This window comes from Burkholderia sp. BCC1998 (assembly GCF_905339875.1).
Lineage (GTDB): Bacteria > Pseudomonadota > Gammaproteobacteria > Burkholderiales > Burkholderiaceae > Burkholderia.
Genome location: NZ_CAJPHE010000004.1, coordinates 299,780 through 324,496, shown reverse-complemented (window position 1 = coordinate 324,496; position 24,717 = coordinate 299,780). Strand labels below are relative to the sequence as shown.

Below are 24,717 nucleotides of genomic sequence, written 5' to 3'. Positions count from 1 at the left end.
GTCAGTGGCCATGGCCACTGGACGATCCGCCGTTGCCGCCGTTGCCGCCGGCACTGCCGCTTCCATTGCCATTGCCGACGCCATTGGCGCCACCGTTGCCAGCGCCGCCGCTACCGTTGCCATTACCGTTGCCACCGCCGTTGCCGTGACCGCCGGTGCCATGGCCGCCGCCGCCGGAACCACCGCCGGAACCACCGCCGGAACCACCGCCGGAACCACCGCCGGAACCACCGCCGGAACCACCGCCGGAACCACCGCCGGAACCACCGCCGGAACCACCGCCGGAACCACCGCCGGAACCGCCGCCGGAACCGCCGCCGGAACCACCGCCGGAACCACCGCCACCGTGGCCTCCGCCACCGCCGGAGCCGCCACCACCGTGACCTCCGCCACCGGAGCCTCCGCTACCGCCGGAGCCGCCGCCACCGTGACCTCCGTCGCCGTGGCCTCCGCCACCGCCGGAGCCGCCACCGCCGTGACCTCCGTCGCCGTGGCCTCCGCCACCGCCGGAGCCGCCACCGCCGTGACCTCCGTCGCCGTGGCCTCCATCGCCGTGACCTCCGTCACCGTGGCCTCCGTCGCCATGGCCTCCGTCACCGCCGGAGCCGCCACCGCCACCATGGCCGCCTCCGGAAGTACCGCCTCCGGAAGTACCGCCTCCGGAAGTACCGCCTCCGGAAGTACCGCCTCCGGAAGTACCGCCCCCGGAAGTACCGCCTCCGGAAGTACCGCCTCCGGAAGTACCGCCTCCGGAAGTACCGCCTCCGGAAGTACCGCCTCCGGAAGTACCGCCTCCGGAAGTACCACCGCCCGAAGTACCACCGCCTGAGCCCCCGCTGCCGGAGGCATTGCCGCCGCGGCCGGTGCCCCCGGAGCCAACCGAGCCGTTCGTTCCGCCCGTTGTCCCGCCGACGCCTGCGGGGCCGACGGCGCCATTGCCGTTGTTTCCGCCGCTACCCGTGCTGGCGCTCCCGCTTCCGGTCGTTCCGCCGCTACCGAGGCCGCCATTTCCGCCATTGCCGCCGCCGGCATACACACGCACCGCACAAGCGGCCGGGTTGGCCGCACATGACGCAGCGTTTTCGGCCAAGATCATCACGGTGTCCGCGCTGGACGTGGCGTCAGGCGCCGCGTTCTGCTCGATCTGGGCGGATGGGGTGGTGGAAGTGCCGTCACCCGGCAGCACGGTCACAGGAACGACGGTTGTCGTGTCCTGCGCGACGGCATACGAGCAGCAGCACGCAATCGCGGCTGCGGCCAGCAGGGTCATGCGATAGCACCGTCCCGTCGTGCGGGACATTTGTTTCGTTCTGCTCATCATTGGCCTCCCGATGCGCGCGATGCCTCGACACGCGCGTTCATCAACGTGTGGAGCAGGGGACCAGCAACGATGCAGTGTCGTTTCGGCGGCCGACGTGTGTCCGGCCGGCGCCAGAGGCCAGCCGCGAGCACGAGTCGGCACGCGGGCCCGCCGTGCGAATCCCTAACTGCGAGATTCGTGCCACCGGCCGGCTATGCCCGCGGCGCAAGGCGCGCACGCAGTGCGCGACAGCGTGCGATACGTCGTCGTGAGCTTTTTGTTTCCGAACTGAAACGTCTGACTACGTCTGGCGCGCCGTCGTGTCGGCAGCGCGCGGCCAGCGATGGCAGAGGATCGACGCGATCCAGGCGACGAGAAAGAGTGCGACGATGCCGTAACCGATCGCGCCGAAGCGTTCCCCGAGTGCATCGAGCGCATCGCGTACGGGGCCCGTCAACGACAGCTTGTCGGCGAGCAGGCCGGCGGCCTCGATCCCGCCGATGGCCAGCGCGACGGCCGCCGACAGCAGCGTGATGCTCGCGTTGTAGAGCAGCTTGCGCCGCGGGTCGTCCATCGCCCATCCGTACGCATGAATCATCAGGACATTGTCGGTCGAGTCGATCAGCGTCATGCCGGCGGCGAACAGCGCGGGAAACAGCATGACCGTATAGAGCGGCAGCGCGTGGCTCGCCTGTGCGGCCGCGATCGCGAGCAGCGCGATTTCGGTTGCAGTATCGAAACCCAGGCCGAACAGCACCCCGGCCGGATACATGTGCCAGCTCTTCGACACGAAGCGGAACAGCGGACGCAGCAGCCGACCGACGAGGCCGGCCGGAGGATGTGCATGCGCGGCGTCGTGCGCGTGATCGGGCGCGCCGCGATAGCGCCGCCACACGTCGCGCAGGATCACCAGGTTGATGCACGCGAGCACGAGCAGGAAGGTGGCCGACACGGCCGTGCCGATCGTGCCGCCGATCTCGCGGAATGCGTCGAAGCGGTCGCGCAGCGCGAACGCGCTCAGCGCGATGCCGAGCGTCGCGGCGATCACGATCGTCGAGTGGCCGAGCGAGAAGAACAGGCCGACCGTCACCGGACGCCGGCCGTCCTGCATCAGCTTGCGCGTCGCGACGTCGATCGCGGCGATGTGATCGGCGTCGACCGCATGACGCAGGCCGAGCCCGTACGCGATCGCCGCGGTGCCGAGCAGCAGCGGATGGTCGCGCAGCACCGCGAGTGCCCACAGCCAGACGGCGACGTTCGCGGCGATCAGGCCGGCATACAGCATCAGCAGGCGGCGCAGGGCAGGGGGGCGTGGCATCGGCAGGGTTCCGTCGGACGAATCGCGATGCATTGTGGCATGCGAAAAAAATGCCTGGCGTGCCGATCAAAAACGTCGCCGGCCGGTCGCATCGCTGCGTTCGACGGACGAAAAAAAGCCCGTCCGGAACCGGACGGGCTCGTACTTGCCGCGCACCAGTGCGCAGGCGCGCCGTGCTTACTTCACTTTCGCGTTGATCACGGCTTCCGACACGTTCGCCGGCGTTTCCGCGTAGTGCTTGAACTCCATCGTGTACGTCGCACGGCCTTGCGTCGCCGAGCGCAGCGACGTCGAATAGCCGAACATTTCCGCGAGCGGCACCTCGGCGCGCACCAGCTTGCCGCCGCCGCCCGCGATGTCTTCCATCCCCTGCACGATGCCGCGCCGGCTCGACAGGTCGCCCATCACGTTGCCCATGAAGTCCTCGGGCGTCTCGACCTCGACGGCCATCATCGGCTCGAGCAGCACCGGCTTGGCCTTGCGCATCGCTTCCTTGAACGCCATCGAGCCGGCCATCCGGAACGCGTTTTCGTTCGAGTCGACGTCGTGGTACGAGCCGAACGTCAGGTGCACCTTCACGTCGACCACCGGGTAGCCCGCGAGCACGCCGCTCTTCAGCGTCTCGGTGATGCCCTTGTCGACGGCCGGGATGAATTCGCGCGGAATCACGCCACCCTTGATCTCGTCGAGGAACTCGTAGCCCTTGCCGGGGTTCGGCTCCAGCGTGATCACCGCGTGCCCGTATTGGCCGCGCCCGCCCGACTGCTTGACGAACTTGCCCTCGACATCGGATGCCGTCGTGCGCACCGTTTCGCGATACGCGACCTGCGGCTTGCCGACCGTCGCCTCGACGCCGAACTCGCGCTTCATCCGGTCGACCAGGATTTCGAGGTGCAGCTCGCCCATCCCCGAAATGATCGTCTGGCCGGATTCCTCGTCGGTCTGCACGCGGAACGACGGATCTTCCTGCGCGAGACGGTTCAGCGCGAGGCCCATCTTCTCCTGGTCGGCCTTCGTCTTCGGCTCGACGGCCTGCGAGATCACCGGCTCCGGGAATTCCATCTTCTCGAGGATGATCGGCTTGGCCGGATCGCACAGCGTGTCGCCCGTCGTCGCTTCCTTCAGGCCCACTGCCGCCGCGATGTCGCCCGCGCGCACTTCCTTGATTTCCTTGCGCTCGTTCGCGTGCATCTGCAGGATCCGGCCGAGCCGCTCCTTCTTGTCCTTCGTCGCGTTCAGCACCGTGTCGCCCGATTCGACGACGCCCGAATACACGCGGAAGAAGATCAGCTGGCCGACGAACGGATCGGTCATGATCTTGAACGCGAGCGACGAGAACGGCTCGTCGTCGCTCGGGTGACGTTCGGCCGGCTTCTCCGGATCGTGGAAGTCGTGACCGAGGATGGCCGGCACGTCGACCGGCGACGGCAGGTAGTCGATCACCGCGTCGAGCATCGCCTGCACGCCCTTGTTCTTGAACGCGCTGCCGCACAGCATCGGCACGATCTCGTTGGCGATCGTGCGCTGGCGCAGCGCGGCCTTGATCTCGTCCTCGGTCAGCGATTCATGGTCGTGCAGGTACTTCTCGAGCAGTTCCTCGCTGGCTTCCGCGGCGGCCTCGACCATCTTCTCGCGCCATTCGTGCGCGAGCTCGACGAGATTCGCGGGGATGTCTTCGTACGTGAACTTCACGCCCTGGCTTTCGTCGTCCCAGACGATCGCCTTCATCTTCACGAGATCGACGACGCCCTGGAAATGATCTTCCGCGCCGATCGGAATCTGGATCGGCACGGCGACGCCCTTCAGGCGCTCGCCGATCTGGCGCTGCACGCGGAAGAAGTCCGCGCCGATGCGGTCCATCTTGTTGACGAACGCGATGCGCGGCACCTTGTACTTGTTCGCCTGGCGCCATACGGTTTCGGACTGCGGCTGCACGCCGCCGACCGAGTCGTAGACCATGCACGCGCCGTCGAGCACGCGCATCGAGCGCTCGACCTCGATCGTGAAGTCGACGTGCCCGGGCGTGTCGATGATGTTGATCCGGTGTTCGGGGTAGTTGCCGGCCATGCCTTTCCAGAAGGCCGTGGTCGCAGCCGACGTGATCGTGATGCCGCGTTCCTGCTCCTGCTCCATCCAGTCCATCGTGGCCGCGCCGTCGTGCACTTCACCGATCTTGTGGCTCACGCCGGTGTAAAACAGGATGCGCTCGGTCGTCGTGGTCTTGCCGGCATCGATGTGAGCGCTGATCCCGATATTGCGATAGCGCTCGATGGGGGTTTTGCGGGGCACGTGAACCTCCTGGTGGTTCGGATCGTAAGCGGGACGGCGGCGCCGGCCCGGGCTGAAACAAGCGAGATTTAAAGCATAGCGCTTGTCCGTGGCTTTTGCAGATGCGGGCAGGGTGCGCCGTATCAAGGCGGCCGTGGCCGCCGGCCGGTGAAAAAAAAGCCGGCGCCCAACAAGCAGGGCGGCCGGCTGCGGTCGATGCGCGGCGGTGCCGCGGCGATGGCGATTACTGGGCCTTGGGCAGCCCGTCGAGCTTCATGCCCGGCTTGATGCCTTTCGCCGCGAACCAGCCCTTGCTCATTTCGAGCGCATAGACACCGTTGTTGCGCGGGCAGTGGTTGTCGGTCGTCTCGGCCTTCATCTCGTCGATGTCGGTGATCGTGCCGTCCGCGCGGACGAACGCGATCGACAGCGGGATCAGCGTGTTCTTCATCCAGAAGCAGTGCACGGCGTTCTCGTTGAACACGAACAGCATGCCTTCGTTCGGCGCGAGCTGCGACCGGTACATCAGCCCCTGTTCGCGATCGGCGTCGTTCGCGGCGACGGCCGCGTCGATCACGTACATGCCGGCGCGCAGCTTCACGCGCGGGAACTCGCCCGGCTGCTTGGCGCCGGGCGGCATCTGGGCGTGGGCGGTCTGCATGCCGAGTGCGAGGACGGCGAGCGCGGCGGGAAACACGGCGGCGCGCGCAAGGCGGCCGAGCGACGGGCGCAGGGAGAATCGCACAGCAGGGCTCCTATCGGGAAAACGAGACCCGCATGGTACGCGAAGCGCGCCGGCGGGCACAAAAAAGAAAAAGGCAGATCGCCTCGCGGTGATCTGCCTTTCAACGCCGTAAGAACGGCAAGACTGCGTGTTCTTGACTGCGTTATTACAACCAGCTTGCTTAGTTCGAAGCAGCTGCCGGTGCTTCGGCTTCGCTAGCTGCCTTCTTAGCTGCGTGGTGCTTCTTCTTTGCGTGGTGCTTCTTGGCAGCGTGCTTTGCCGGTGCCGAAGCAGCTGCCGGAGCAGCAGCCGAAGCAGCTTCCGGAGCCGAAGCTTGTGCGAATGCTGCCGTTGCGAAGAGGCCAGCGACCAGAGCGGCGATCAGTTTGTTCATGTTGTGTTCCTCAGCTTTAGTTAATTAACCAAATGACCCGGCAATAGGAGTCATGTCGTCTAACGGTGCCATCCACCTTTCGGTTGACAGACGCTTCGAGAAATTTCTCTTTGCGCTGCGGGCGCCGAATCGTATTCGAAGAAAACGTCGCTTTCGTGACGCAAACACGGAAATACCGGTTCGGCTGCCAATGCCGGATAGCTAAGGTTGGCATCTGCGTGGTTTAACGCACGATCTTCGCCGGCGGTTGACGAAAAAGACGACGAAAAATTCGCCCGTCGCGAATTGGTCATTCGGCGCGCGCGAAACCGTCCCACGGGGCGCGCGGCGGCAGTGCGATTGTTTCGCCCGGTGCAATGCCGAGCGCGAATATGTCGAGCGCACCGATGCCGACACGCACGAGACGCAAGGTCGGGAAGCCGATCGCGGCCGTCATCCGGCGCACCTGCCGGTTCTTGCCTTCGGTGATCGCGAGTTCGATCCACGTGGTCGGGATCGCGGCGCGATAGCGGATCGGCGGGTTGCGCGGCCACAGCGCCTCGGGCGGTTCGATGAATTCGGCGCGGCACGGGCGCGTCACGTAGTCGCCGAGATCGACGCCGCGCGCGAGTGCCTTCAGGTCGGCCGGCCCCGGCGCGCCGTCGACCTGCGCCCAGTAGCGCTTGACGAGCTTGTGGCGCGGCTCGGCGATGCGCGCCTGCAGCGCGCCGTCGTCGGTGAGCAGCAGCAGGCCCTCGCTGTCCGCGTCGAGCCGGCCGGCCGGGTAGACGCCGGGCGTGGTTACCCAGTCGCCGAGCGACGGCCGCGTCTCGTGCGCGGAAAACTGGCAAATCGTGCCGAACGGCTTGTTGAGGGCGATCAGGGTCATGGCGGGTGCCCGCCCGGCGTGCCGCGGGGCGGCGGGACGGGCGGTCTATGGCAAATGGCGGAATCTTAATGCATAATACGGAACGGCAAGTCCTCTGTCTTATATAAGACATAAGGGAAGACTTGATACGCAGCGTCGCGCTTCGTGCCGCCGGCCCCGGTTGGGGCGCTAGAATAGCGGCTCGCTGTTGCCGTCACGAAGGTGGCAAGGCCACCTCGCCGCGCGCGCAGTTTCGACCAGCATCACCTGCTCAGCCACGTCACTGGAGTCGATCATGCCGTATCAGCACATCAAGGTTCCGGAGGGCGGTGACAAGATCACCGTCAACAAGGACTTCTCGCTCAACGTTTCCGATCAGCCGATCATTCCCTACATCGAAGGCGACGGTACGGGCTTCGATATCACGCCGGTCATGATCAAGGTCGTCGACGCGGCGGTCGCGCATGCCTACAAGGGCAAGCGCAAGATTCACTGGATGGAGATCTTCGCGGGCGAGAAGGCGACCAAGGTGTACGGTCCGGACGTGTGGCTGCCGGACGAGACGCTGCAGGTGCTGAAGGAATACGTGGTGTCGATCAAGGGGCCGCTCACGACCCCGGTCGGCGGCGGCATCCGTTCGCTGAACGTCGCGCTGCGCCAGGAACTCGACCTCTATGTCTGCCTGCGCCCGGTCCAGTATTTCAAGGGTGTGCCGTCGCCGGTGCGCGAGCCGCAAAAGATCGACATGGTGATCTTCCGCGAGAACTCGGAAGACATCTACGCGGGCATCGAATGGGCCGCGGGCTCCGAGCAGGCGAAGAAGGTCATCAAGTTCCTGCAGGAAGAGATGGGCGTGAAGAAGATCCGCTTCCCGGAAACCTCGGGGATCGGCGTCAAGCCGGTGTCGACCGAAGGCACCGAGCGTCTCGTGCGCAAGGCGATCCAGTACGCGATCGACAACGATCGCAAGTCGGTCACGCTGGTGCACAAGGGCAACATCATGAAGTTCACGGAAGGCCTGTTCCGTGACGCCGGCTATGCGCTCGCGCAGAAGGAGTTCGGCGGCGAGCTGATCGACGGCGGCCCGTGGATGCGCGTGAAGAACCCGAAGACGGGCAACGAGATCGTCATCAAGGATTCGATCGCCGACGCGTTCCTGCAGCAGATCCTGCTGCGTCCGGCCGAATACGACGTGATCGCGACGCTGAACCTGAACGGCGACTACATCTCCGACGCACTGGCCGCGCAGGTCGGCGGCATCGGGATCGCGCCGGGCGCGAACCTGTCGGATTCGGTCGCGATGTTCGAGGCGACCCACGGCACGGCGCCGAAGTACGCGGGCAAGGATTACGTGAACCCCGGTTCCGAGATCCTGTCGGCGGAAATGATGCTGCGCCACCTCGGCTGGACGGAAGCGGCCGACACGATCATCGCCGCGATGGAGAAGTCGATCCTGCAGAAGCGCGTCACGTACGACTTCGCGCGTCTGATGGAAGGCGCGACGCAGGTGTCGTGCTCCGGCTTCGGCGAAGTGCTGATCGAGAACATGTAAGTCCCTTCCGGGGCAGGCCGGCGGACCGCCGGCCGCCCCGGCGCCTACTGCCGGCGCCGGGGCGTTTCATGAACGGCAGGTTTGTTGGCAGGGCGGTCCGGCATGCGGGCCGCGGCGCCGCGATGCGGCCCGGGTGCCCTGCAAGGTAGAACATGACGGCCCTCGCAACACCACCGCCCGGCTAGCCGGCACACCCCTTTCGCGATCGACCCGGTCGCTCCCCGCCGGTTACCGCCGGCGCTCCTCAGTCCCAAATTTTCACGTAGCAACGCATCGACCATGTCCACTTCGCCCAAGATCATCTACACCCTCACCGACGAAGCGCCCGCGCTCGCGACCTATTCGCTGCTGCCGATCGTCAAGGCCTTCACGCGCTCGTCGGGCGTCGCCGTCGAAACGCGCGACATCTCGCTCGCCGGCCGCATCATCGCGGCATTCGCCGACGTCCTGCCGCCGGAGCAGAAGGGTTCCGACGATCTGGCCGAACTGGGCCAGCTCACGCTGAAGCCGGAAGCGAACATCATCAAGCTGCCGAACATCAGCGCATCGGTGCCGCAGCTCAAGGCCGCGATCGCCGAACTGCAGGCGCAGGGCTACAAGCTGCCGGCCTACCCGGAAGAGCCGTCGAGCGACGAAGAGAAGGCCGTCAAGGCCCGCTACGACAAGATCAAGGGCAGCGCGGTGAACCCGGTGCTGCGCGAAGGCAACTCCGACCGTCGCGCGCCGCTGTCGGTCAAGAACTACGCACGCAAGCACCCGCACAAGATGGGCGCATGGAAGGCCACGTCGAAGGCGCACGTCGCGCACATGACCGAAGGCGACTTCTACGGCAGCGAGAAGTCGGCGCTGATCGCCGATGCCGGCAGCGTGAAGATCGAACTCACGACGGCCGACGGCGTGAAGAAGGTGCTGAAGGAAAAGACGGCCGTGAAGGCCGGTGAAGTCATCGACGCCTCGGTGATGAGCCGCAAGGCGCTGCGCAGCTTCATCGAAGCGCAGATCGCCGACGCGAAGGCGCAGGACGTGCTGTTCTCGGTCCACCTGAAGGCGACCATGATGAAGGTCTCGGACCCGATCCTGTTCGGTCACTTCGTGTCGGTGTTCTACCGCGACGCGCTCGCGAAGCACGCGGACGTGCTGGCGCAGGCCGGCTTCAACCCGAACAACGGGATCGGCGACCTGTACGCGCGCCTGAAGGACCTGCCGGCCGACACGCGGGAAGCGATCGAAGCCGACGTCAAGGCCGAGTACGCGGTGCGTCCGCGCCTCGCGATGGTCAACTCGGACAAGGGCATCACGAACCTGCACGTGCCGAGCGACGTGATCGTCGACGCATCGATGCCGGCGATGATCCGCGAGTCGGGCTGCATGTGGGGCCCGGACGGTGAACTGTACGACGCGAAGGCCGTGATTCCGGACCGCTGCTACGCGGGCGTCTACCAGGCCGTGATCGAGGACTGCAAGCAGCACGGCGCATTCGACCCGGTCACGATGGGCAGCGTGCCGAACGTCGGCCTGATGGCGCAGGCGGCCGAGGAATACGGTTCGCACGACAAGACGTTCCTGATCCCGGCCGACGGCGTCGTGCGCGTCACCGACGAAGCCGGCAACGTGCTGCTCGAGCACGCGGTCGAGTCGGGCGACGTCTGGCGCATGTGCCAGACCAAGGACGCACCGGTGCAGGACTGGGTCAAGCTCGCGGTGAACCGCGCCCGCGCGACCGGCGCGCCGGCGGTGTTCTGGCTCGATCCGGCACGTGCGCACGACGCGCAGATCATCGCGAAGGTCGAACGCTACCTGAAGGATCACGATACGAACGGCCTCGACATCCGCATCATGACGCCGGTGGACGCGACGCGTTTCTCGCTCGAGCGCATCCGCGCGGGCAAGGACACGATCTCGGTCACGGGTAACGTGCTGCGCGACTACCTGACCGACCTGTTCCCGATCATGGAACTCGGCACCAGCGCGAAGATGCTGTCGATCGTGCCGCTGATGGCCGGCGGCGGGATGTTCGAGACGGGCGCGGGCGGCTCGGCACCGAAGCACGTGCAGCAGTTCGTCGAGGAAGGCTTCCTGCGCTGGGATTCGCTCGGCGAATTCCTCGCGCTGGCCGCGTCGCTCGAACACCTCGGCAACGCTTACCAGAACCCGAAGGCGCTCGTGCTCGCGAAGACGCTCGACCAGGCGACCGGCAAGTTCCTGGACGAGAACAAGTCGCCGGCGCGCAAGGTCGGCGGCCTCGACAACCGCGGCAGCCACTTCTACCTGTGCCTGTACTGGGCGCAGGCGCTGGCCGAGCAGACCGACGACGCCGCGCTGAAGGCGCAGTTCGAAGGCGTCGCGAAGTCGCTGTCCGACAGCGAAGCGCGCATCCTGGAAGAACTGTCGGCCGCGCAGGGCAAGGCACAGGCGATCGGCGGCTACTACCGTCCGAGCGTCGAGCTGACGAGCCAGGCGATGCGCCCGAGCGCAACGCTGAACGGCATCGTCGACGCAGTCGCCTGACGCCGGCCGCGCCACCGCGCGCGCCCTGGCAACGGCGGCAGCCGACGCGGCGGGCCTGGCGGCTCGCCGTCCCGCCGACAATGAAAACGCCCCGGTCGCCCGGGGCGTTTTTCGTTGCAGGCGTACCATTCAGACGTGAACGATTTCCCATTCGGCGATTTCGTGCGGCACTTCGAGCGTGGCCGTATCCAGTTCGGACGGCTGTTCGCAGTCGCCGCGGGAGATGTGGTCGGCTGCCACTTCCGGGCACGAGAACGCGCCGAGCGAGGCGTTGCCGAACGTCGCTTCCCAGCCGCCGTTTGCCGGCAGGATGTAGAACGACCCGAGCGCTGAACCAAAGCGAAATCCCTTCATTTCCGTTCTCCCTTTCTGATCACAAGCGATTCTGGTGTGCCGCCCGCCGGCGCGTCCGGCTGTGGCCCGACTGGCTGCTTGCGCCGGGTTCCGTATCGAACGTCGTGGCGAAGCGTCAGTGCATGGAACAAAGTCTACGTCCGCGAGCGCGCTCGATGGTGCGCGTAGAACGCTTTCTCGAAACAAAAATTCTCCTTTTAAAACAATTGGATATTTCGTGTGTTTTGTATTGCGGAATGATTTTTGGCATCGCGAAACAGCGAATTTGTGCCGTGCACCACGAATTTTTATAAAGCAGAGACTTGTTCCACATCGTGAAAAATCGAGGGGTTCAGGCAAAGAGGGCGCGCGACGCGTCGACGACGCGATGCGCAGCGGCAGCAAATGCCTTCGATCGGGCGTGACCAAACCGGGGGGATGCAAGGCGTCGATCGGCCCGGCCGGCGCGAGGGCAGCGGGGACCGCGGCGTCATTCGATGAGCGAAAACGCGGCCCGCGCGGCGCGCGAATCGTCGGGCCGGCCGCGTCGTGCGGCGTATCGACGCTCGCGCGGTGTCGCGGCGTTTCGACCGAGTGCTGCGGTTATGATGACGCGGGCATCGGATTGCGCGTCGCACGGGCGCTTCCCCGTGCCGGCACGCGCGCAGGTCGAGACGGCCGCGCGATGCAGCACGAATAACGAGGAACGATTGATGATACGGAGAACCTTCCTGTCGCACGCCATCGGTGTCGCGGCCGCTTCGCTGTTTGCGCGCGCCGCATGGGCGCAGCATGCCGGTCACGCGGGCATGGCCGGCATGGATCAGATGGACGACATGCCGGGCATGTCGGGAATGGCGGACCACGCGCAGCACGCGAAGCCGGCGCCGGCCGCGCTCGCCGCGGCCGATGCGCTGCCGGCCGGCACGCCGCTCGCGTCGCTGCGCATCCTGGCAAACGAAAGCCGCGAACCCGGCACGTTCCGCGCGACGCTGGTCGCGCAGCCGGTCGCGCGTCCGATGCTGCACGGTGCGCGTCCGACGACGTTCTGGCAGTTCGGCACGGACACGCAAGGGCCCGTTGTCGGCCCGCTGATCGACGTGCGCGAGGGCGACACGGTCGAGATCCGCTTCGTGAACAAGCTGCCGCAACCGTCGACGATCCACTGGCACGGGCTACCGGTGCCGCCCGACCAGGACGGCAATCCGTCCGATCCGGTTGCGCCGGGCGCGTCGCATGTGTACCGCTTCACGCTGCCGAAGGGCAGCGCCGGCACCTACTGGTATCACCCCCATCCGCACATGATGACGGCCGAACAGGTGTTCCGCGGGCTTGCGGGGCCCTTCATCGTGCGCGCCGTCGACGACCCGCTCGCCGGCTGGCCCGAGCGCAACCTGTTCGTATCCGACCTGAAGCTCGCGCGCGACGGCACGATCCCGCCGAACGACATGATGGACTGGATGAACGGCCGCGAAGGCCAGTTCGTGCTGGTCAACGGGGCGCGCCGGCCGCGGATCGACGTCGCGAGCGACGAGCGCTGGCGCGTGTGGAACGCATGCAGCGCACGCTACTTGCGCGTCGCATTCGACGACGGTCGCGCGTTCGAGCAGGTCGGCACCGACGGCGGGTTGTTCGACGCGCCGCGCCGCGTGACGTCGCTGCTGCTCGCGCCGGGCGAGCGTGCGGAACTGCTGGTGCGCGCCGGCGACCGCGCGTCACGCGCGGTGCTGCAGGCGGCCGAGTACGACCGCCGCAAGATGGCAATGTCGCACGACGGCGGCCACGGCAGCCTGCCGCCGGATCCGGCGCTGGCGCTCGCCGATGTCGCGTTCGCGCCTGCAGCGTCGCGCGCGCTGCCCGCGACGCTGCGCAGGGTGCCCGCGCTCGGCGAGCCGGTCGCGCAGAAGACGATCGAGTTCGGCGAAAAGATGGACATGGACGCGATGATGAAAGGGCCGGCACGCGGCCGCCCGGCGGGCATGCGCTTCATGATCAACGGTGCGACCTACGCGCCGCATCGCGCGACGCTGACCAGCCGCCGCGGCGACGTCGAGCGCTGGGCCCTGCGCAACGCCACCGACATGGATCACCCGTTCCACTTGCATGGCACGCAATTCCAGGTGATCGAGCGCGCGTCGGACGGCACGCGCACGAGCGAACCGTTCCGCGCATGGCGCGATACCGTCAACGTGCGCAGCGGCGAGACCGTGACGCTACTCGTCACGCAAGACATGCCCGGCGAGCGCATGTTTCATTGCCACATTCTCGAACACGAGGATCTCGGCATGATGGGCACGCTGAAGGTCGTGTAACGGATATCGAATATGTTTCACGCGCATGACGGCATTCGATCTGCGCGTGCAACAAGACAATACGTGTTCGATTATCGGGATTGAACGAAAAGGCCGGCCAATCGAATTAACGAGTGGTCGGCCTGAAAAAAAGAAACCCGGCGCAATGCCGGGTTTCTTCGTCTGATATCCGGTGCCTTACGCGGCCTGGATGTTCGACGCTTGCTTGCCCTTCGGCCCTTGAACGACCTCGAAGCTCACCTTCTGGCCTTCCTTCAGGGTCTTGAAGCCCTGCATGTTGATGGCCGAGAAGTGCGCAAACAGATCTTCACCGCCCTCGTCGGGAGTGATGAAACCGAAGCCCTTCGCGTCGTTGAACCACTTAACGATACCAGTTGCCATTTCCTACTTCCCCTGTCACACAGTCGCTGCTACTTACCACGAGCACGCTCGAAAAGCTAAACGACCGGAAAATACAGCCGTTCCCCCCTCACAAGCTCACCTTCGGCCTCTTTCATTTCGCCAACCGGCGAGTTGAAAAAAGTGCCAGCTTGATTGTTGGCGCTCTTTATTTGAGTGTCAAGGGGAATTTTTAGACGTTTAGAGGGACGTTGTAAAGAACCCATTTTCAGGGTTTTTCCGGCTTTGCTTTGCAGCATCCCGTCGAGCGCGCGGACTTGAAAAGACGCATAATCGGCTCATATACCAGGCTCGAGTGACACGCGATCGAGTCGTCCCGGCTTGTGGGATACTGGACGCGGATGCGACGTCCGGTGCAGTTTCCCCCTGACGGTTCGTGTTCCGCGCCACGCGTGAAAGCCGGCACCGCAGCCGGCTTTCGTATGGTGCGAAGACGATCGCGGGTCGTCGGGAACCAGGGAGGGCACCGGCCGGTCGGTCGGGTAACGGCAGGATTGCGGGCCTGTCCGAGTTGTTTAGAATGGGTGTATGGCGATTATCCCGGACAAGCAGGACAGCACCGTCCTGGAACGCAAGCAGCAGAAGCTCAAGCCGCCTTCGATGTACAAGGTGGTGCTGCTGAACGACGACTTCACGCCGATGGAGTTCGTCGTGATGGTCGTACAGGAGTATTTCAAGAAGGATCGCGAGACGGCCACGCAGATCATGCTGAAGGTCCATCGCGAAGGGCGAGGGGTTTGTGGGGTCTATACGCGGGACATCGCGTCGACCAAGGTTGAGCAAGTCGTTACCCATGCGCGGCAGGCCGGGCATCCGCTGCAGTGCGTGATGGAGGAAGCATGATTGCCCAGGAATTGGAAGTCAGCCTGCACATGGCGTTCATGGAAGCACGCCAGGCGCGCCATGAGTTCATTACGGTCGAGCATCTGCTGCTGGCCCTGCTGGATAATCCGACGGCAGCCGAGGTGTTGCGCGCGTGTGCGGCCAACATCGAGGACTTGCGTCAGAACCTGCGCAATTTCATCCACGACAACACACCTACCGTCCCGGGCACCGACGATGTCGATACCCAGCCGACGCTCGGTTTCCAGCGCGTGATCCAGCGCGCGATCATGCACGTCCAGTCGACGTCGAACGGCAAGAAGGAAGTGACCGGCGCGAACGTGCTGGTCGCGATCTTCGGCGAGAAGGATTCGCACGCGGTCTACTACCTGCAGCAGCAGGGCGTCACGCGCCTGGACGTCGTGAACTTCATTTCGCACGGCATCGCGAAGACGAACGGCGGCGAAGCCGCGAAGTCGTCCGACGCGAACGCGGAAAGCGAAGACGCAAACGCGCAGAAGGAAACCCCGCTCGCGCAGTTCACGCAGAACCTGAACCAGATGGCGAAGGACGGCCGCATCGATCCGCTGATCGGCCGCGAGCCCGAGGTCGAGCGCGTCGTGCAGGTGCTGTGCCGCCGCCGCAAGAACAATCCGCTGCTCGTCGGCGAGGCCGGCGTCGGCAAGACCGCGATCGCGGAAGGGCTCGCCTATCGCATCACGCGCGGCGAAGTGCCGGACATCCTCGCGAACGCGCAGGTGTATTCGCTCGACATGGGCGCGCTGCTTGCGGGCACCAAGTATCGCGGCGACTTCGAGCAGCGTCTGAAGACGGTGCTGAAGGAACTGAAGGAACGGCCGCACGCGATCCTGTTCATCGACGAAATCCACACGCTGATCGGCGCGGGCGCCGCATCGGGCGGCACGCTCGACGCGTCGAACCTGCTGAAGCCGGCGCTGTCGTCGGGCACGCTCAAGTGCATCGGCGCGACCACGTTCACCGAGTATCGCGGCATCTTCGAGAAGGACGCGGCGCTGTCGCGGCGCTTCCAGAAGGTCGACGTCACGGAGCCGACCGTCGAGCAGACGGTCGCGATCCTGCGCGGGCTGAAGTCGCGCTTCGAGGAGCATCACGGCGTCAAGTATTCGTCGGGCGCGCTGTCGGCCGCGGCCGAACTGTCGGCGCGCTTCATCACCGACCGTCACCTGCCGGACAAGGCGATCGACGTGATCGACGAAGCGGGTGCCGCGCAGCGCATCCTGCCGAAGTCGAAGCAGAAGAAGACGATCGGCAAGAGCGAGATCGAGGAAATCATCTCGAAGATCGCGCGTGTGCCGGCGCAGAGCGTGTCGCAGGACGATCGCAGCAAGCTGCAGACGCTCGACCGCGACCTGAAGAGCGTCGTGTTCGGCCAGGATCCGGCGATCGACGCGCTCGCCGCGTCGATCAAGATGGCGCGTGCGGGCCTCGGCAAGATGGACAAGCCGATCGGCGCGTTCCTGTTCTCCGGCCCGACCGGCGTCGGCAAGACCGAAGTGGCGCGCCAGCTCGCGTTCACGCTCGGCATCGAGCTGATCCGCTTCGACATGTCGGAATACATGGAGCGTCACGCGGTGAGCCGGCTGATCGGCGCGCCGCCGGGCTACGTCGGGTTCGACCAGGGCGGCTTGCTGACCGAAGCCGTCACGAAGAAGCCGCACTGCGTGCTGCTGCTCGACGAGATCGAGAAGGCGCATCCGGACATCTTCAACGTGCTGCTGCAGGTGATGGACCACGGCACGCTGACGGACAACAACGGCCGCAAGGCGGATTTCCGCAACGTCATCATCATCATGACGACGAACGCGGGCGCCGAGTCGATGCAGAAGGCGACGATCGGCTTCACGACGCGCCGCGAAACGGGCGACGAGATGACCGACATCAAGCGCCTGTTCACGCCGGAGTTCCGCAACCGTCTGGACGCGATCATCAGCTTCCGCTCGCTCGATGAGGAAATCATCATGCGCGTGGTCGACAAGTTCCTGATCCAGCTCGAGGAGCAGCTGCACGAGAAGAAGGTCGACGCGCTCTTTACCGACGCGTTGCGCAAGCATCTCGCGAAGCACGGCTTCGACCCGCTGATGGGGGCGCGGCCGATGCAGCGGCTGATCCAGGACACGATCCGTCGCGCGCTGGCCGACGAACTGCTGTTCGGCAAGCTCGTCAATGGCGGCCATGTGACGGTCGACGTGGACGAAAACGACAAGGTGCAGTTGTCGTTCGACAAGCTGGCGAATCCGCCGCACAAGCCGAACGAAGAGGCGGTCGAAGTCGAATAAGCGATAATTCGTGGTTCATGCGAACGGCGCGGGAAGTTCTCCGCGCCGTTTCGTTTTATCTGGCGCCGGTGGCGCGATGGTGGTGCAGGGGAGTGGTAACGCAGTGACACAACAACAACGATCGTTCGACAACATCGTCGCGCGCGAACAAGGCTTGCGCCATGCGCTGACGTCCGGGCAGATGGCGATGATCGCGATCGGCGGCGCGATCGGCACGGGGCTGTTCCTCGGCAGCGGGTTCGCGATCGGGCTCGCCGGCCCCAGCGTGCTGGTTTCGTACGCGATCGGCGCGTTGATCGCGCTGCTGCTGATGGGCGCGCTCGCGGAAATGACGGTCGCGCATCCGACGGCCGGTTCGTTCGGCGCGTATGCCGAGCACTACGTCGGCCCGCTCGCGGGTTTTCTCGTGCGCTATGCATACTGGTTCGCGGTCGTGTTCGCGATTGGCACCGAGATCAGCGCGATCGCCGTCTTCATGAAGTACTGGTTTCCGGCCGTGCCCGGCTGGTATTGGGTGATCGGCTTCTCCGCGCTGCTGATCGCGGTGAACCTGGCGAGCGTCACGCTGTACGGCTCGGTCGAATACGCATTCTCGCTGCTGAAGATCGCGGCGATCGTCGTGTTCATCGTGCTCGGCGCGTATCTCGTGTGGTCGGCGCCGGCGGCTTCCGGCATCGGCTTCGCGAACTACACCGCGCACGACGGCTTCATGCCGAAAGGGCCGTGGGGCACCTGGGTCGCGGTGATCGTCGCGATCTTCAGCTACATGAGCATCGAGGCGGTCGCGATCGCGGCCGGCGAGGCGCGCGATCCGCAGCACGCGGTCACGCGCGCGTTCCGCTCGACGGTGTTCCGGCTCGTGCTGTTCTACCTGCTGACGCTGTCGCTGATGCTCGCGATCGTGCCGTGGACCCAGGCCGGCACCGACGAAAGCCCGTTCGTGAAAGTGATGGCCGCGACGCACGTGCCGTATGCGGCCGGCGTGATCAACTTCGTGCTGCTGATCGCGGCGCTGTCGGCGATGAACAGCCAGCTCTACGTGACGACGCGGATGATGTTCAGCCTGTCGCGCGCGCGGCTCGCGCCGGCGGTCTTCGGCCGGCTCGGCGGCAACGGCGTGCCGCGCGCGGCGCTGTGGATCTCGACCAGCGGCGTCGCGGTCGCGGCCGTGCTGGTCGCGCTGTCGCCCGACACCGCGTTTACCGTGATGATGGCGATCGCGATGTTCGGCGCGCTGTTCACGTGGATGATGATCTTCGTCACGCACCTGCGCTTTCGCGCGCGGTACAGCGGGCCGGCGCTCGCGTTCCGGATGTGGGGGCACCCGTTCGGCAGCCTGCTCGGTGCCGGGCTCGTCGGCGCGATCCTGCTGACGACCGCGTTCACGCGCGAATTCCGGATGACGATGGTGGTCGGCGTCGTGTTCGTCGTGCTGCTGACGCTCGCGTACGCGCTGCACTATCGGCACCAGCACGCGCGCTGACGCGTGCGTTCCCGCCGCGGGGCTGCAGCCTGCGCGGCATCGCAACGCCCGCCGCGCTAAGGTTCCGTTAAGCCGGCGGCGATTACATTCGAATCTGTCCGCGATCCGGGCCGGCGCACGCCAGCCCGGCGCCATCTGTAAAAGGGGTTCGAATGAACAAACTTCCCGAAATCACGCTCGCGTTCTGGATCATGAAGATCTGCGCGACGACGCTCGGCGAAACCGGCGGCGACCTGCTCTCGATGACGCTGAACGTTGGCTATGCGGTGAGCTCGATCCTGCTGTTCGGTTTCTTTCTCGTCACGCTGGGCGCGCAGCTCAGGACGACGCAGTATCGCCCGGCGATCTACTGGGCCGTGATCGTCGCGACGAGCACGGCGGGCACGACGATGTCCGATTTCATGGACCGCACGCTCGGCCTCGGCTACGCAGCCGGCTCGTCGATTCTCGTCGCGATCCTGCTGGCGATCTTCACGGTGTGGCGCCTGAGCGGCGAATCGCTGTCGGTCGACCTGATCCGCACGCGCAAGGTCGAGCTGCTGTACTGGATCGCGATCCTGTTCTCGAACACGCTCGGCACCGCGCTCGGCGATTTCCTCGCGGACAGCTCGGGCCTCGGCTTCGGCGGCGGCGCGCTGCTGATCGGCGGGCTGCTCGCGGCGATCGTGCTCGCGCACTACTTCACGCGCATTTCCGGCGTGCTGCTGTTCTGGGCGGCGTTCGTGCTCACGCGTCCGTTCGGGGCGACGGTCGGCGACCTGCTGACGAAACCGGTCGCCAAGGGTGGACTCGCGCTCGGCACGGTCGGCTCGTCGGCGGTGCTGCTCGGCGTGCTGGTCGCGCTGGTGATCTACGCGAGCATCGCGCAGGCGCGGCGCCGCGAACTCGTACCCGCGCGGATCGCGCAGACGGCCGAGCGGTGAGCGAAGCCGGACCGAACCGACGAAAGAAAAGGGGCCGCGAGGCCCTTTTTTGCGTTGCGCCGTTCAGTGACGGCCGGTGCTGCCGAAGCCGCCTTCGCCGCGATCGCTTTGCGCGAAGTCGTCGACGATGTTGAACTGCGCCTGCACGACCGGCACGATCACGAGCTGCGCGAGCCGCTCGAACGGGTTCAGCACGAACTCGGTCTGGCCGCGATTCCACGTCGACACCATCAGCTGGCCCTGGTAGTCGGAATCGATCAGGCCGACCAGGTTGCCGAGCACGATCCCGTGCTTGTGGCCGAGGCCCGAGCGCGGCAGGATCAGCGCTGCGTAGCCGGGGTCGTCGAGGTGGATCGCGAGGCCCGTCGGCACCAGCGTCGTTTCGCCCGGCTGCAGCGTGACGGGCGCGTCGAGACACGCGCGCAGGTCGAGGCCCGCGCTGCCGGTGGTCGCGTAGGCGGGCAGGTAGTCGCGCATGCGCGCGTCGAGAATCTTCAGGTCGAGTTTCATGCGGTCGTCGAATCGGTCGGGAAGGGCGCGGCGGCGCGGGCCGCCGCGCGGGTAATCAGATCAGGCGGTTGTCCGGCAGGCGCTTCGCGATTTCCGCGACGAGCACGTGCGCGAGTTCGTCCTTCGGCGCGCGCGGCAGGCGCGTGAGGCCGGCTGCCTCGAACAGCACGACTTCGTTGTCGTCGCGGCCGAACGTCAGCGGGCCGAGGTTGCCGACCAGGAGCGGCACGTTCTTGCGCTTGCGCTTCTCGTCGCCGTGCACGTCGAGGTCGCCGCTTTCGGCCGCGAAGCCGACGCAATACGGCGGATCGGGCAGCGCCGCGACCGACGCGAGGATGTCGGGGTTCTCGACGAACGCGAGCGCCGGCATCTTGCGGTCGGCCGTCTTCTTCATCTTGTGCTCGGCCGGCTGATCGACGCGCCAGTCGGCGACCGCGGCCACCGCGATGAAGATGTCGGCGTCGGCTACCGCCTGCATCACCGCGTCGTACATCTGCTGCGCGGTCTGCACGTCCTGGCGGTACACGCCCCACGGCGTGTCGAGCGCGACCGGCCCCGCGACGAGATGCACGTCGGCGCCGGCCTGCTGCGCGGCGCGCGCGAGCGCGAAGCCCATCTTGCCGCTCGAGCGGTTCGTGAGCCCGCGCACCGGATCGAGCGGCTCGAACGTCGGGCCGGCCGTGATCAGCACGCGGCGGTGCGCGAGCACCTTCGGCGCGAAGTGCGCGACGATTGCCTCGTAGATCGCCTCGGGCTCGAGCATGCGGCCGTCGCCGACTTCGCCGCACGCCTGCGCGCCCGAATCGGGGCCGAGCACCGACACGCCGTCGGCGCGCAGTTGCGCGGCATTGCGTTGCGTGGCCGGGTTCTGCCACATCTGGCGGTTCATCGCGGGCACGACGAGCAGCGGACAGTCGCGCGCGACGCACAGCGTCGACAGCAGGTCGTCCGCGAACCCGTGCGCGAGCTTCGCGAGGAAATCCGTCGACGCGGGCGCGATCACGATCGCGTCGGCTTCGCGCGACAGGTCGATGTGCGCCATGTTGTTGCCGATGCGCGCGTCCCACTGGCTCATGTAGACGGGCCGGCCGGACAGCGCCTGCATCGTGACGGGCGTGATGAACTGCGCGGCGGCTTCGGTCATCGCGACCTGTACGGTCGCGCCTGCCTTCGTCAGCAGCCGGGTGAGCTCGGCGATCTTGTAGCAGGCGATGCCGCCCGTCAGGCCGAGAACGAGGTGTTTTCCTGCGAGTTCTGCGTGTGCCAACTCAGGCCTCCAAGGGTCAAACGGAACGGCCGGCGCGAAGCCGGCCGTCGCCACCGAGTATGCGCGCTCAGCGCGAGCCGCGCACGCGACGCAGTTCGTCGTAGATCAGCAGCACCGCGCCGATCGTGATCGCGGAATCGGCGAGGTTGAACGCCGGGAAGTGCCAGTCGCCGAGGTGGAAATCGAGAAAGTCGATCACGTGGCCGTAGATCAGCCGGTCGATCACGTTGCCGAGCGCGCCGCCAAGGATCAGCGCGAGCGACACGCTGAACAGCCGCTGGTGGCCGTGGCGCTTCAGCAGGAAGCAGATCACGAGCGTCGCGCCGACGCCGAGCGCGGTGAACGCCCAGCGCTGCCAGCCGCTCGCGGTCGACAGGAAGCCGAACGCGGCGCCGCGGTTGTACACCAGCACGAGGTTGAAGAACGACGTCAGCGCATGCTGCGCGCCGTACGCGAACGTTTTCAGGATCGCGATCTTCGACAGCTGGTCGAACAGGATCACGATCAGCGAAATGCCGAGCCAGGGCGCGAGCGCGCCGCTGGCCGGTTTCGACAGGGTTTTCGCCATATTTACGCAGCGCTCCGGATTTCGCCGTTTTCAAACAGGTTCGAGAAGCAGCGGCCGCACAGCGTCGGATGATCGGCGTGCGCGCCGACGTCCTCGCGGTAGTGCCAGCAGCGTTCGCACTTCTGGTACTTCGACGCGGCCACGTCGACGCTTTCCTGCGCTTCGTCGTCGACCTTCACGACCGTTGCCGCCGACGTGATCAGCACGAACTTCAGGTCGTCGCCGAGGCTCGTCAGCGCGTCGTAGCGCGCGCCGCTCGCGTGCACGGCCACTTCGGCCTGCAGCGACGAGCCGATGCGGTTCGCGGTGCGGGCTTCCTCGAGCGCCTTCGTCACGTTGCCGCGCACGTCGCGCAGCAGCGCCCACTTCTCGATCAGCGCGGCTGCACCGGCGACTTCCGGATACGCGTAGTAGGTTTCCGTGAACACGGTGTCGCTGGCCGGCTGGAACACCTTCCATGCTTCTTCCGCGGTGAACGACAGGAACGGCGCGAGCACGCGCAGCAGCCCGTGCGTGAGGTGGTACAGCGCGGTCTGCGCGGAGCGGCGTGCGCGCGAATCGGCCGCGCTCGTGTACAGGCGGTCCTTCAGCACGTCGAGGTAGAAGCCGCCGAGGTCTTCCGAGCAGTACGTCTGCAGCTTCGCGACGACCGGGTGGAATTCGTACTTCTCGTAGTGGCCGAGCAGTTCCGTCTGCAGTTGCGCGGAGAACGCGACTGCGTAGCGGTCGATCTCGAGCCATTCGTCGACCGGCACCGCGTGCTGCGCGAAGTCGAAGTCCGACAGGTTCGCGAGCAGGAAGCGCAGCGTGTTGCGGATGCGGCGATAGCCTTCGGTCACGCGCTTCAGGATTTCCTCGGAGATCGCGAGTTCGCCCGAGTAGTCGGTCGACGCGATCCACAGGCGGATGATTTCCGCGCCGAGACGGTTCGCGACTTCATGCGGGTCGATGCCGTTGCCGAGCGACTTGCTCATCTTGCGGCCTTCGCCGTCGACCGTGAAGCCGTGCGTGAGCAGGCCCTTGTACGGCGCGCGGCCGTCGATCATCGATGCGGTCAGCAGCGACGAGTGGAACCAGCCGCGGTGCTGGTCCGAGCCTTCGAGGTACAGGTCGGCCGGGAACTGCAGCTGATCCTTGTGCGAGCCGCGCAGCACGTGCCAGTGCGTCGTGCCCGAGTCGAACCACACGTCGAGCGTGTCGCGGTTCTTTTCGTACAGGTTCGCGTCGTCGCCGATCAGCTCGCGCGGATCGAGCGTCTGCCACGCCTCGATGCCCGACTGCTCGACGCGCTTCGCGACTTCCTCGAGCAGCTCGAGCGTGCGCGGGTGCAGCTCGCCGGTTTCCTTGTGCACGAAGAACGCCATCGGCACGCCCCATTGGCGCTGGCGCGACAGCGTCCAGTCGGGACGGTTCGCGATCATGCTGAACAGGCGCTGCTTGCCCCACGACGGGTAGAACGCGGTGGCGTCGATGCCTTCGAGCGCGGTTTCGCGCAGCGTCTTGTCGCCGTCGCGCGGCGTCACGTCCATGCCGGCGAACCACTGCGACGTCGCACGGTAAATGATCGCCGTCTTGTGACGCCAGCAGTGCATGTAGCTGTGCTTGTAGTGCTCGCTGCGCAGCAGCGAGCCGGCCTCGCGCAGCGCGTCGACGACCTTCGGGTTCGCGTCCCAGATCGACAGGCCGCCGAACAGCGGCAGCGATTCGATGTAGCGGCCGTCGCCCATCACCGGGTTGATGATGTCCGAGTCGGTCATCCCGTGCGCCTTGCACGACTGGAAGTCCTCGATGCCGTAGGCGGGCGACGAGTGCACCACGCCGGTACCGGTGTCGGTCGTCACGTAGTCGCCGAGGTAGACGGGCGCGGTGCGCTTGTAGCCGGGGTGGGCCGATGCGAGCGGGTGGTGGAAGCGCAGGTTCGCGAGCTTCACGCCCGGCGCGGTCGCGACGACGCGGCCGGTCAGCTTGAAGTCGGTCATGCAGGCTTCGACACGTTCTTCCGCGATGATCAGCAGCCCGCGCTCGGTGTCGACCAGCGCGTAGACGATTTCCGGATGGAGGTTCAGCGCCTGGTTCGCGGGGATCGTCCACGGCGTGGTGGTCCAGATCACGATGCCGCCCTCGGCGCGCGGCAGTGCCGGCAGGCCGAACGCCTGCGCGGTCTTTTCCGGTTCCGCGAACGCGAACATCACGTCGATCGTCGGGTCGGTGCGATCCTTGTACTCGACTTCCGCCTCGGCGAGTGCCGAGCCGCAGTCGAAGCACCAGTTCACCGGCTTCAGCCCGCGATACACATAGCCCTTCTCGATGATCTTGCCGAGCGCGCGGATTTCTTCCGCCTCGTTGACGAAGTTCATCGTCTTGTACGGGTTCGCCCAGTCGCCGAGCACGCCGAGACGCTTGAAGCCGACCTTCTGCTTTTCGATCTGCTCGGTCGCGTACGCGCGCGCCTTGCTCATCACTTCGGCCGCCGGCAGCGACTTGCCGAACTGCTTCTCGATCTGGATCTCGATCGGCATGCCGTGGCAATCCCAGCCCGGCACGTACGGCGCGTCGAAGCCGGCCATGTTGCGCGACTTGACGACGATGTCCTTCAGGATCTTGTTGACCGCGTGACCGAGGTGGATGTCGCCGTTCGCATACGGGGGGCCGTCGTGCAGGATGAACTTCGGCCGGCCCTGGCTGGCCGCGCGGATCTTCTCGTAGATGCCGCGCTCCTCCCATTCCTTGACCCACTGCGGCTCGCGCTTGGGCAGGTCGCCGCGCATCGGGAACGGCGTGTCGAGCAGGTTGACCGGATACTTGGCCTGCGGTTTCGAATCGGCTTTCTTGTTGCTCATGATGGGATCGCTATCTAAATCGGGGGACGCT

Annotated in this window: 20 protein-coding genes; 8 read left to right on the top strand and 12 right to left on the bottom strand. The window is 66.0% G+C overall.

The annotated features are described in order from the left end of the window. The first annotated feature begins 10 nt into the window (after positions 1-10). On the top strand, positions 11-829 hold the full coding sequence (locus tag U5A56_RS37150) for a hypothetical protein (RefSeq protein ID WP_415749109.1): 819 nt from the start codon (positions 11-13) through the stop codon (positions 827-829). Between the two features lie 772 nt (positions 830-1,601). On the opposite strand, the gene U5A56_RS10080 is transcribed toward U5A56_RS37150, so the two are convergent. The 5 genes from U5A56_RS10080 to U5A56_RS10060 form a co-directional block, all read right to left on the bottom strand. Beyond that, entirely contained in the window at positions 1,602-2,618 is a 1,017-nt protein-coding gene (locus U5A56_RS10080) for a HoxN/HupN/NixA family nickel/cobalt transporter (protein WP_321922075.1), read from the bottom strand. A 177-nt stretch (positions 2,619-2,795) separates the two neighbouring features. Further along, complete coding sequence (gene fusA / locus U5A56_RS10075) at positions 2,796-4,907, bottom strand: elongation factor G (RefSeq protein ID WP_044845578.1); 2,112 nt, start codon at positions 4,905-4,907, stop codon at positions 2,796-2,798. Between the two features lie 223 nt (positions 4,908-5,130). Then, positions 5,131-5,631 carry a DUF192 domain-containing protein gene (locus U5A56_RS10070; protein WP_044845579.1) on the bottom strand — a complete coding sequence of 167 codons (501 nt, stop codon included), beginning with the start codon at positions 5,629-5,631 and terminating at the stop codon, positions 5,131-5,133. Positions 5,632-5,791: 160 nt separating this feature from the next. Beyond that, positions 5,792-6,004, bottom strand: coding sequence for a hypothetical protein (locus tag U5A56_RS10065; protein ID WP_072465376.1), 213 nt, complete (start codon positions 6,002-6,004; stop codon positions 5,792-5,794). A 289-nt stretch (positions 6,005-6,293) separates the two neighbouring features. Beyond that, entirely contained in the window at positions 6,294-6,872 is a 579-nt protein-coding gene (locus U5A56_RS10060) for a pseudouridine synthase (protein WP_321820332.1), read from the bottom strand. A 274-nt stretch (positions 6,873-7,146) separates the two neighbouring features. Between U5A56_RS10060 and icd the strand changes: the two genes are divergently transcribed. After that, complete coding sequence (icd, locus tag U5A56_RS10055; protein ID WP_044845581.1) at positions 7,147-8,403, top strand: NADP-dependent isocitrate dehydrogenase; 1,257 nt, start codon at positions 7,147-7,149, stop codon at positions 8,401-8,403. A 279-nt stretch (positions 8,404-8,682) separates the two neighbouring features. Continuing rightward, positions 8,683-10,911, top strand: coding sequence for an NADP-dependent isocitrate dehydrogenase (locus U5A56_RS10050; protein WP_321809408.1), 2,229 nt, complete (start codon positions 8,683-8,685; stop codon positions 10,909-10,911). A 129-nt stretch (positions 10,912-11,040) separates the two neighbouring features. Here the strand turns inward: U5A56_RS10050 and U5A56_RS10045 are convergent, their stop codons facing one another. Continuing rightward, positions 11,041-11,265, bottom strand: a complete 225-nt coding sequence (locus tag U5A56_RS10045; RefSeq protein WP_044845583.1) for a hypothetical protein — start codon at positions 11,263-11,265, stop codon at positions 11,041-11,043. A 692-nt stretch (positions 11,266-11,957) separates the two neighbouring features. Here U5A56_RS10045 and U5A56_RS10040 point away from each other — a divergent pair. Next, positions 11,958-13,556 carry a multicopper oxidase family protein gene (locus U5A56_RS10040; RefSeq protein ID WP_321922072.1) on the top strand — a complete coding sequence of 533 codons (1,599 nt, stop codon included), beginning with the start codon at positions 11,958-11,960 and terminating at the stop codon, positions 13,554-13,556. Positions 13,557-13,733: 177 nt separating this feature from the next. On the opposite strand, the gene U5A56_RS10035 is transcribed toward U5A56_RS10040, so the two are convergent. Then, on the bottom strand, positions 13,734-13,937 hold the full coding sequence (locus U5A56_RS10035; RefSeq protein WP_004196460.1) for a cold-shock protein: 204 nt from the start codon (positions 13,935-13,937) through the stop codon (positions 13,734-13,736). A gap of 56 nt (positions 13,938-13,993) precedes the next feature. Next, complete coding sequence (locus tag U5A56_RS10030; RefSeq protein ID WP_185641051.1) at positions 13,994-14,194, bottom strand: hypothetical protein; 201 nt, start codon at positions 14,192-14,194, stop codon at positions 13,994-13,996. A gap of 289 nt (positions 14,195-14,483) precedes the next feature. On the opposite strand from U5A56_RS10030, the gene clpS reads away from it, so the two are divergent. The 4 genes from clpS (at position 14,484) to U5A56_RS10010 (ending at position 19,501) form a co-directional block, all read left to right on the top strand. Next, a complete protein-coding gene (gene clpS / locus U5A56_RS10025) occupies positions 14,484-14,798 on the top strand; it encodes an ATP-dependent Clp protease adapter ClpS (protein WP_006398529.1) in 315 nt (104 codons plus the stop codon). Beyond that, the gene (clpA, locus tag U5A56_RS10020; RefSeq protein WP_044845584.1) at positions 14,795-17,095 is read left to right on the top strand and encodes an ATP-dependent Clp protease ATP-binding subunit ClpA; all 2,301 of its coding nucleotides are present in this window, start codon (positions 14,795-14,797) and stop codon (positions 17,093-17,095) included. Before clpS ends, clpA begins: the two co-directional genes overlap by 4 nt. 103 nt (positions 17,096-17,198) lie before the next feature. After that, entirely contained in the window at positions 17,199-18,578 is a 1,380-nt protein-coding gene (locus U5A56_RS10015; RefSeq protein ID WP_321820334.1) for an amino acid permease, read from the top strand. 152 nt (positions 18,579-18,730) lie between these two features. Next, complete coding sequence (locus U5A56_RS10010) at positions 18,731-19,501, top strand: membrane protein (protein ID WP_044845586.1); 771 nt, start codon at positions 18,731-18,733, stop codon at positions 19,499-19,501. A gap of 63 nt (positions 19,502-19,564) precedes the next feature. Here the strand turns inward: U5A56_RS10010 and dut are convergent, their stop codons facing one another. The 4 genes from dut to ileS form a co-directional block, all read right to left on the bottom strand. Next, entirely contained in the window at positions 19,565-20,011 is a 447-nt protein-coding gene (gene dut / locus U5A56_RS10005; protein ID WP_044845587.1) for a dUTP diphosphatase, read from the bottom strand. A gap of 55 nt (positions 20,012-20,066) precedes the next feature. Next, positions 20,067-21,278, bottom strand: coding sequence for a bifunctional phosphopantothenoylcysteine decarboxylase/phosphopantothenate--cysteine ligase CoaBC (gene coaBC, locus U5A56_RS10000; protein ID WP_321820336.1), 1,212 nt, complete (start codon positions 21,276-21,278; stop codon positions 20,067-20,069). A 67-nt stretch (positions 21,279-21,345) separates the two neighbouring features. Next, positions 21,346-21,846, bottom strand: a complete 501-nt coding sequence (gene lspA / locus U5A56_RS09995; RefSeq protein WP_044845589.1) for a signal peptidase II — start codon at positions 21,844-21,846, stop codon at positions 21,346-21,348. 2 nt (positions 21,847-21,848) lie between these two features. Next, positions 21,849-24,686 carry an isoleucine--tRNA ligase gene (gene ileS, locus U5A56_RS09990; RefSeq protein ID WP_321922069.1) on the bottom strand — a complete coding sequence of 946 codons (2,838 nt, stop codon included), beginning with the start codon at positions 24,684-24,686 and terminating at the stop codon, positions 21,849-21,851. Positions 24,687-24,717 lie beyond the last annotated feature (31 nt).

Coding starts and splice junctions, on each gene's coding strand:
- U5A56_RS10035 (WP_004196460.1), bottom strand. CDS start 13,937: ATGGCAACTGGTATCGTTAAGTGGTTCAACGACGCGAAGGGCTTCGGT.
- clpA (WP_044845584.1), top strand. CDS start 14,795: ATGATTGCCCAGGAATTGGAAGTCAGCCTGCACATGGCGTTCATGGAA.
- dut (WP_044845587.1), bottom strand. CDS start 20,011: ATGAAACTCGACCTGAAGATTCTCGACGCGCGCATGCGCGACTACCTG.
- U5A56_RS10010 (WP_044845586.1), top strand. CDS start 18,731: ATGAACAAACTTCCCGAAATCACGCTCGCGTTCTGGATCATGAAGATC.
- U5A56_RS10050 (WP_321809408.1), top strand. CDS start 8,683: ATGTCCACTTCGCCCAAGATCATCTACACCCTCACCGACGAAGCGCCC.
- ileS (WP_321922069.1), bottom strand. CDS start 24,686: ATGAGCAACAAGAAAGCCGATTCGAAACCGCAGGCCAAGTATCCGGTC.
- clpS (WP_006398529.1), top strand. CDS start 14,484: ATGGCGATTATCCCGGACAAGCAGGACAGCACCGTCCTGGAACGCAAG.
- lspA (WP_044845589.1), bottom strand. CDS start 21,846: ATGGCGAAAACCCTGTCGAAACCGGCCAGCGGCGCGCTCGCGCCCTGG.
- U5A56_RS10045 (WP_044845583.1), bottom strand. CDS start 11,265: ATGAAGGGATTTCGCTTTGGTTCAGCGCTCGGGTCGTTCTACATCCTG.
- U5A56_RS10040 (WP_321922072.1), top strand. CDS start 11,958: ATGATACGGAGAACCTTCCTGTCGCACGCCATCGGTGTCGCGGCCGCT.
- U5A56_RS10080 (WP_321922075.1), bottom strand. CDS start 2,618: ATGCCACGCCCCCCTGCCCTGCGCCGCCTGCTGATGCTGTATGCCGGC.
- U5A56_RS10030 (WP_185641051.1), bottom strand. CDS start 14,194: ATGCTGCAAAGCAAAGCCGGAAAAACCCTGAAAATGGGTTCTTTACAA.
- U5A56_RS37150 (WP_415749109.1), top strand. CDS start 11: ATGGCCACTGGACGATCCGCCGTTGCCGCCGTTGCCGCCGGCACTGCC.
- U5A56_RS10060 (WP_321820332.1), bottom strand. CDS start 6,872: ATGACCCTGATCGCCCTCAACAAGCCGTTCGGCACGATTTGCCAGTTT.
- U5A56_RS10065 (WP_072465376.1), bottom strand. CDS start 6,004: ATGAACAAACTGATCGCCGCTCTGGTCGCTGGCCTCTTCGCAACGGCA.
- icd (WP_044845581.1), top strand. CDS start 7,147: ATGCCGTATCAGCACATCAAGGTTCCGGAGGGCGGTGACAAGATCACC.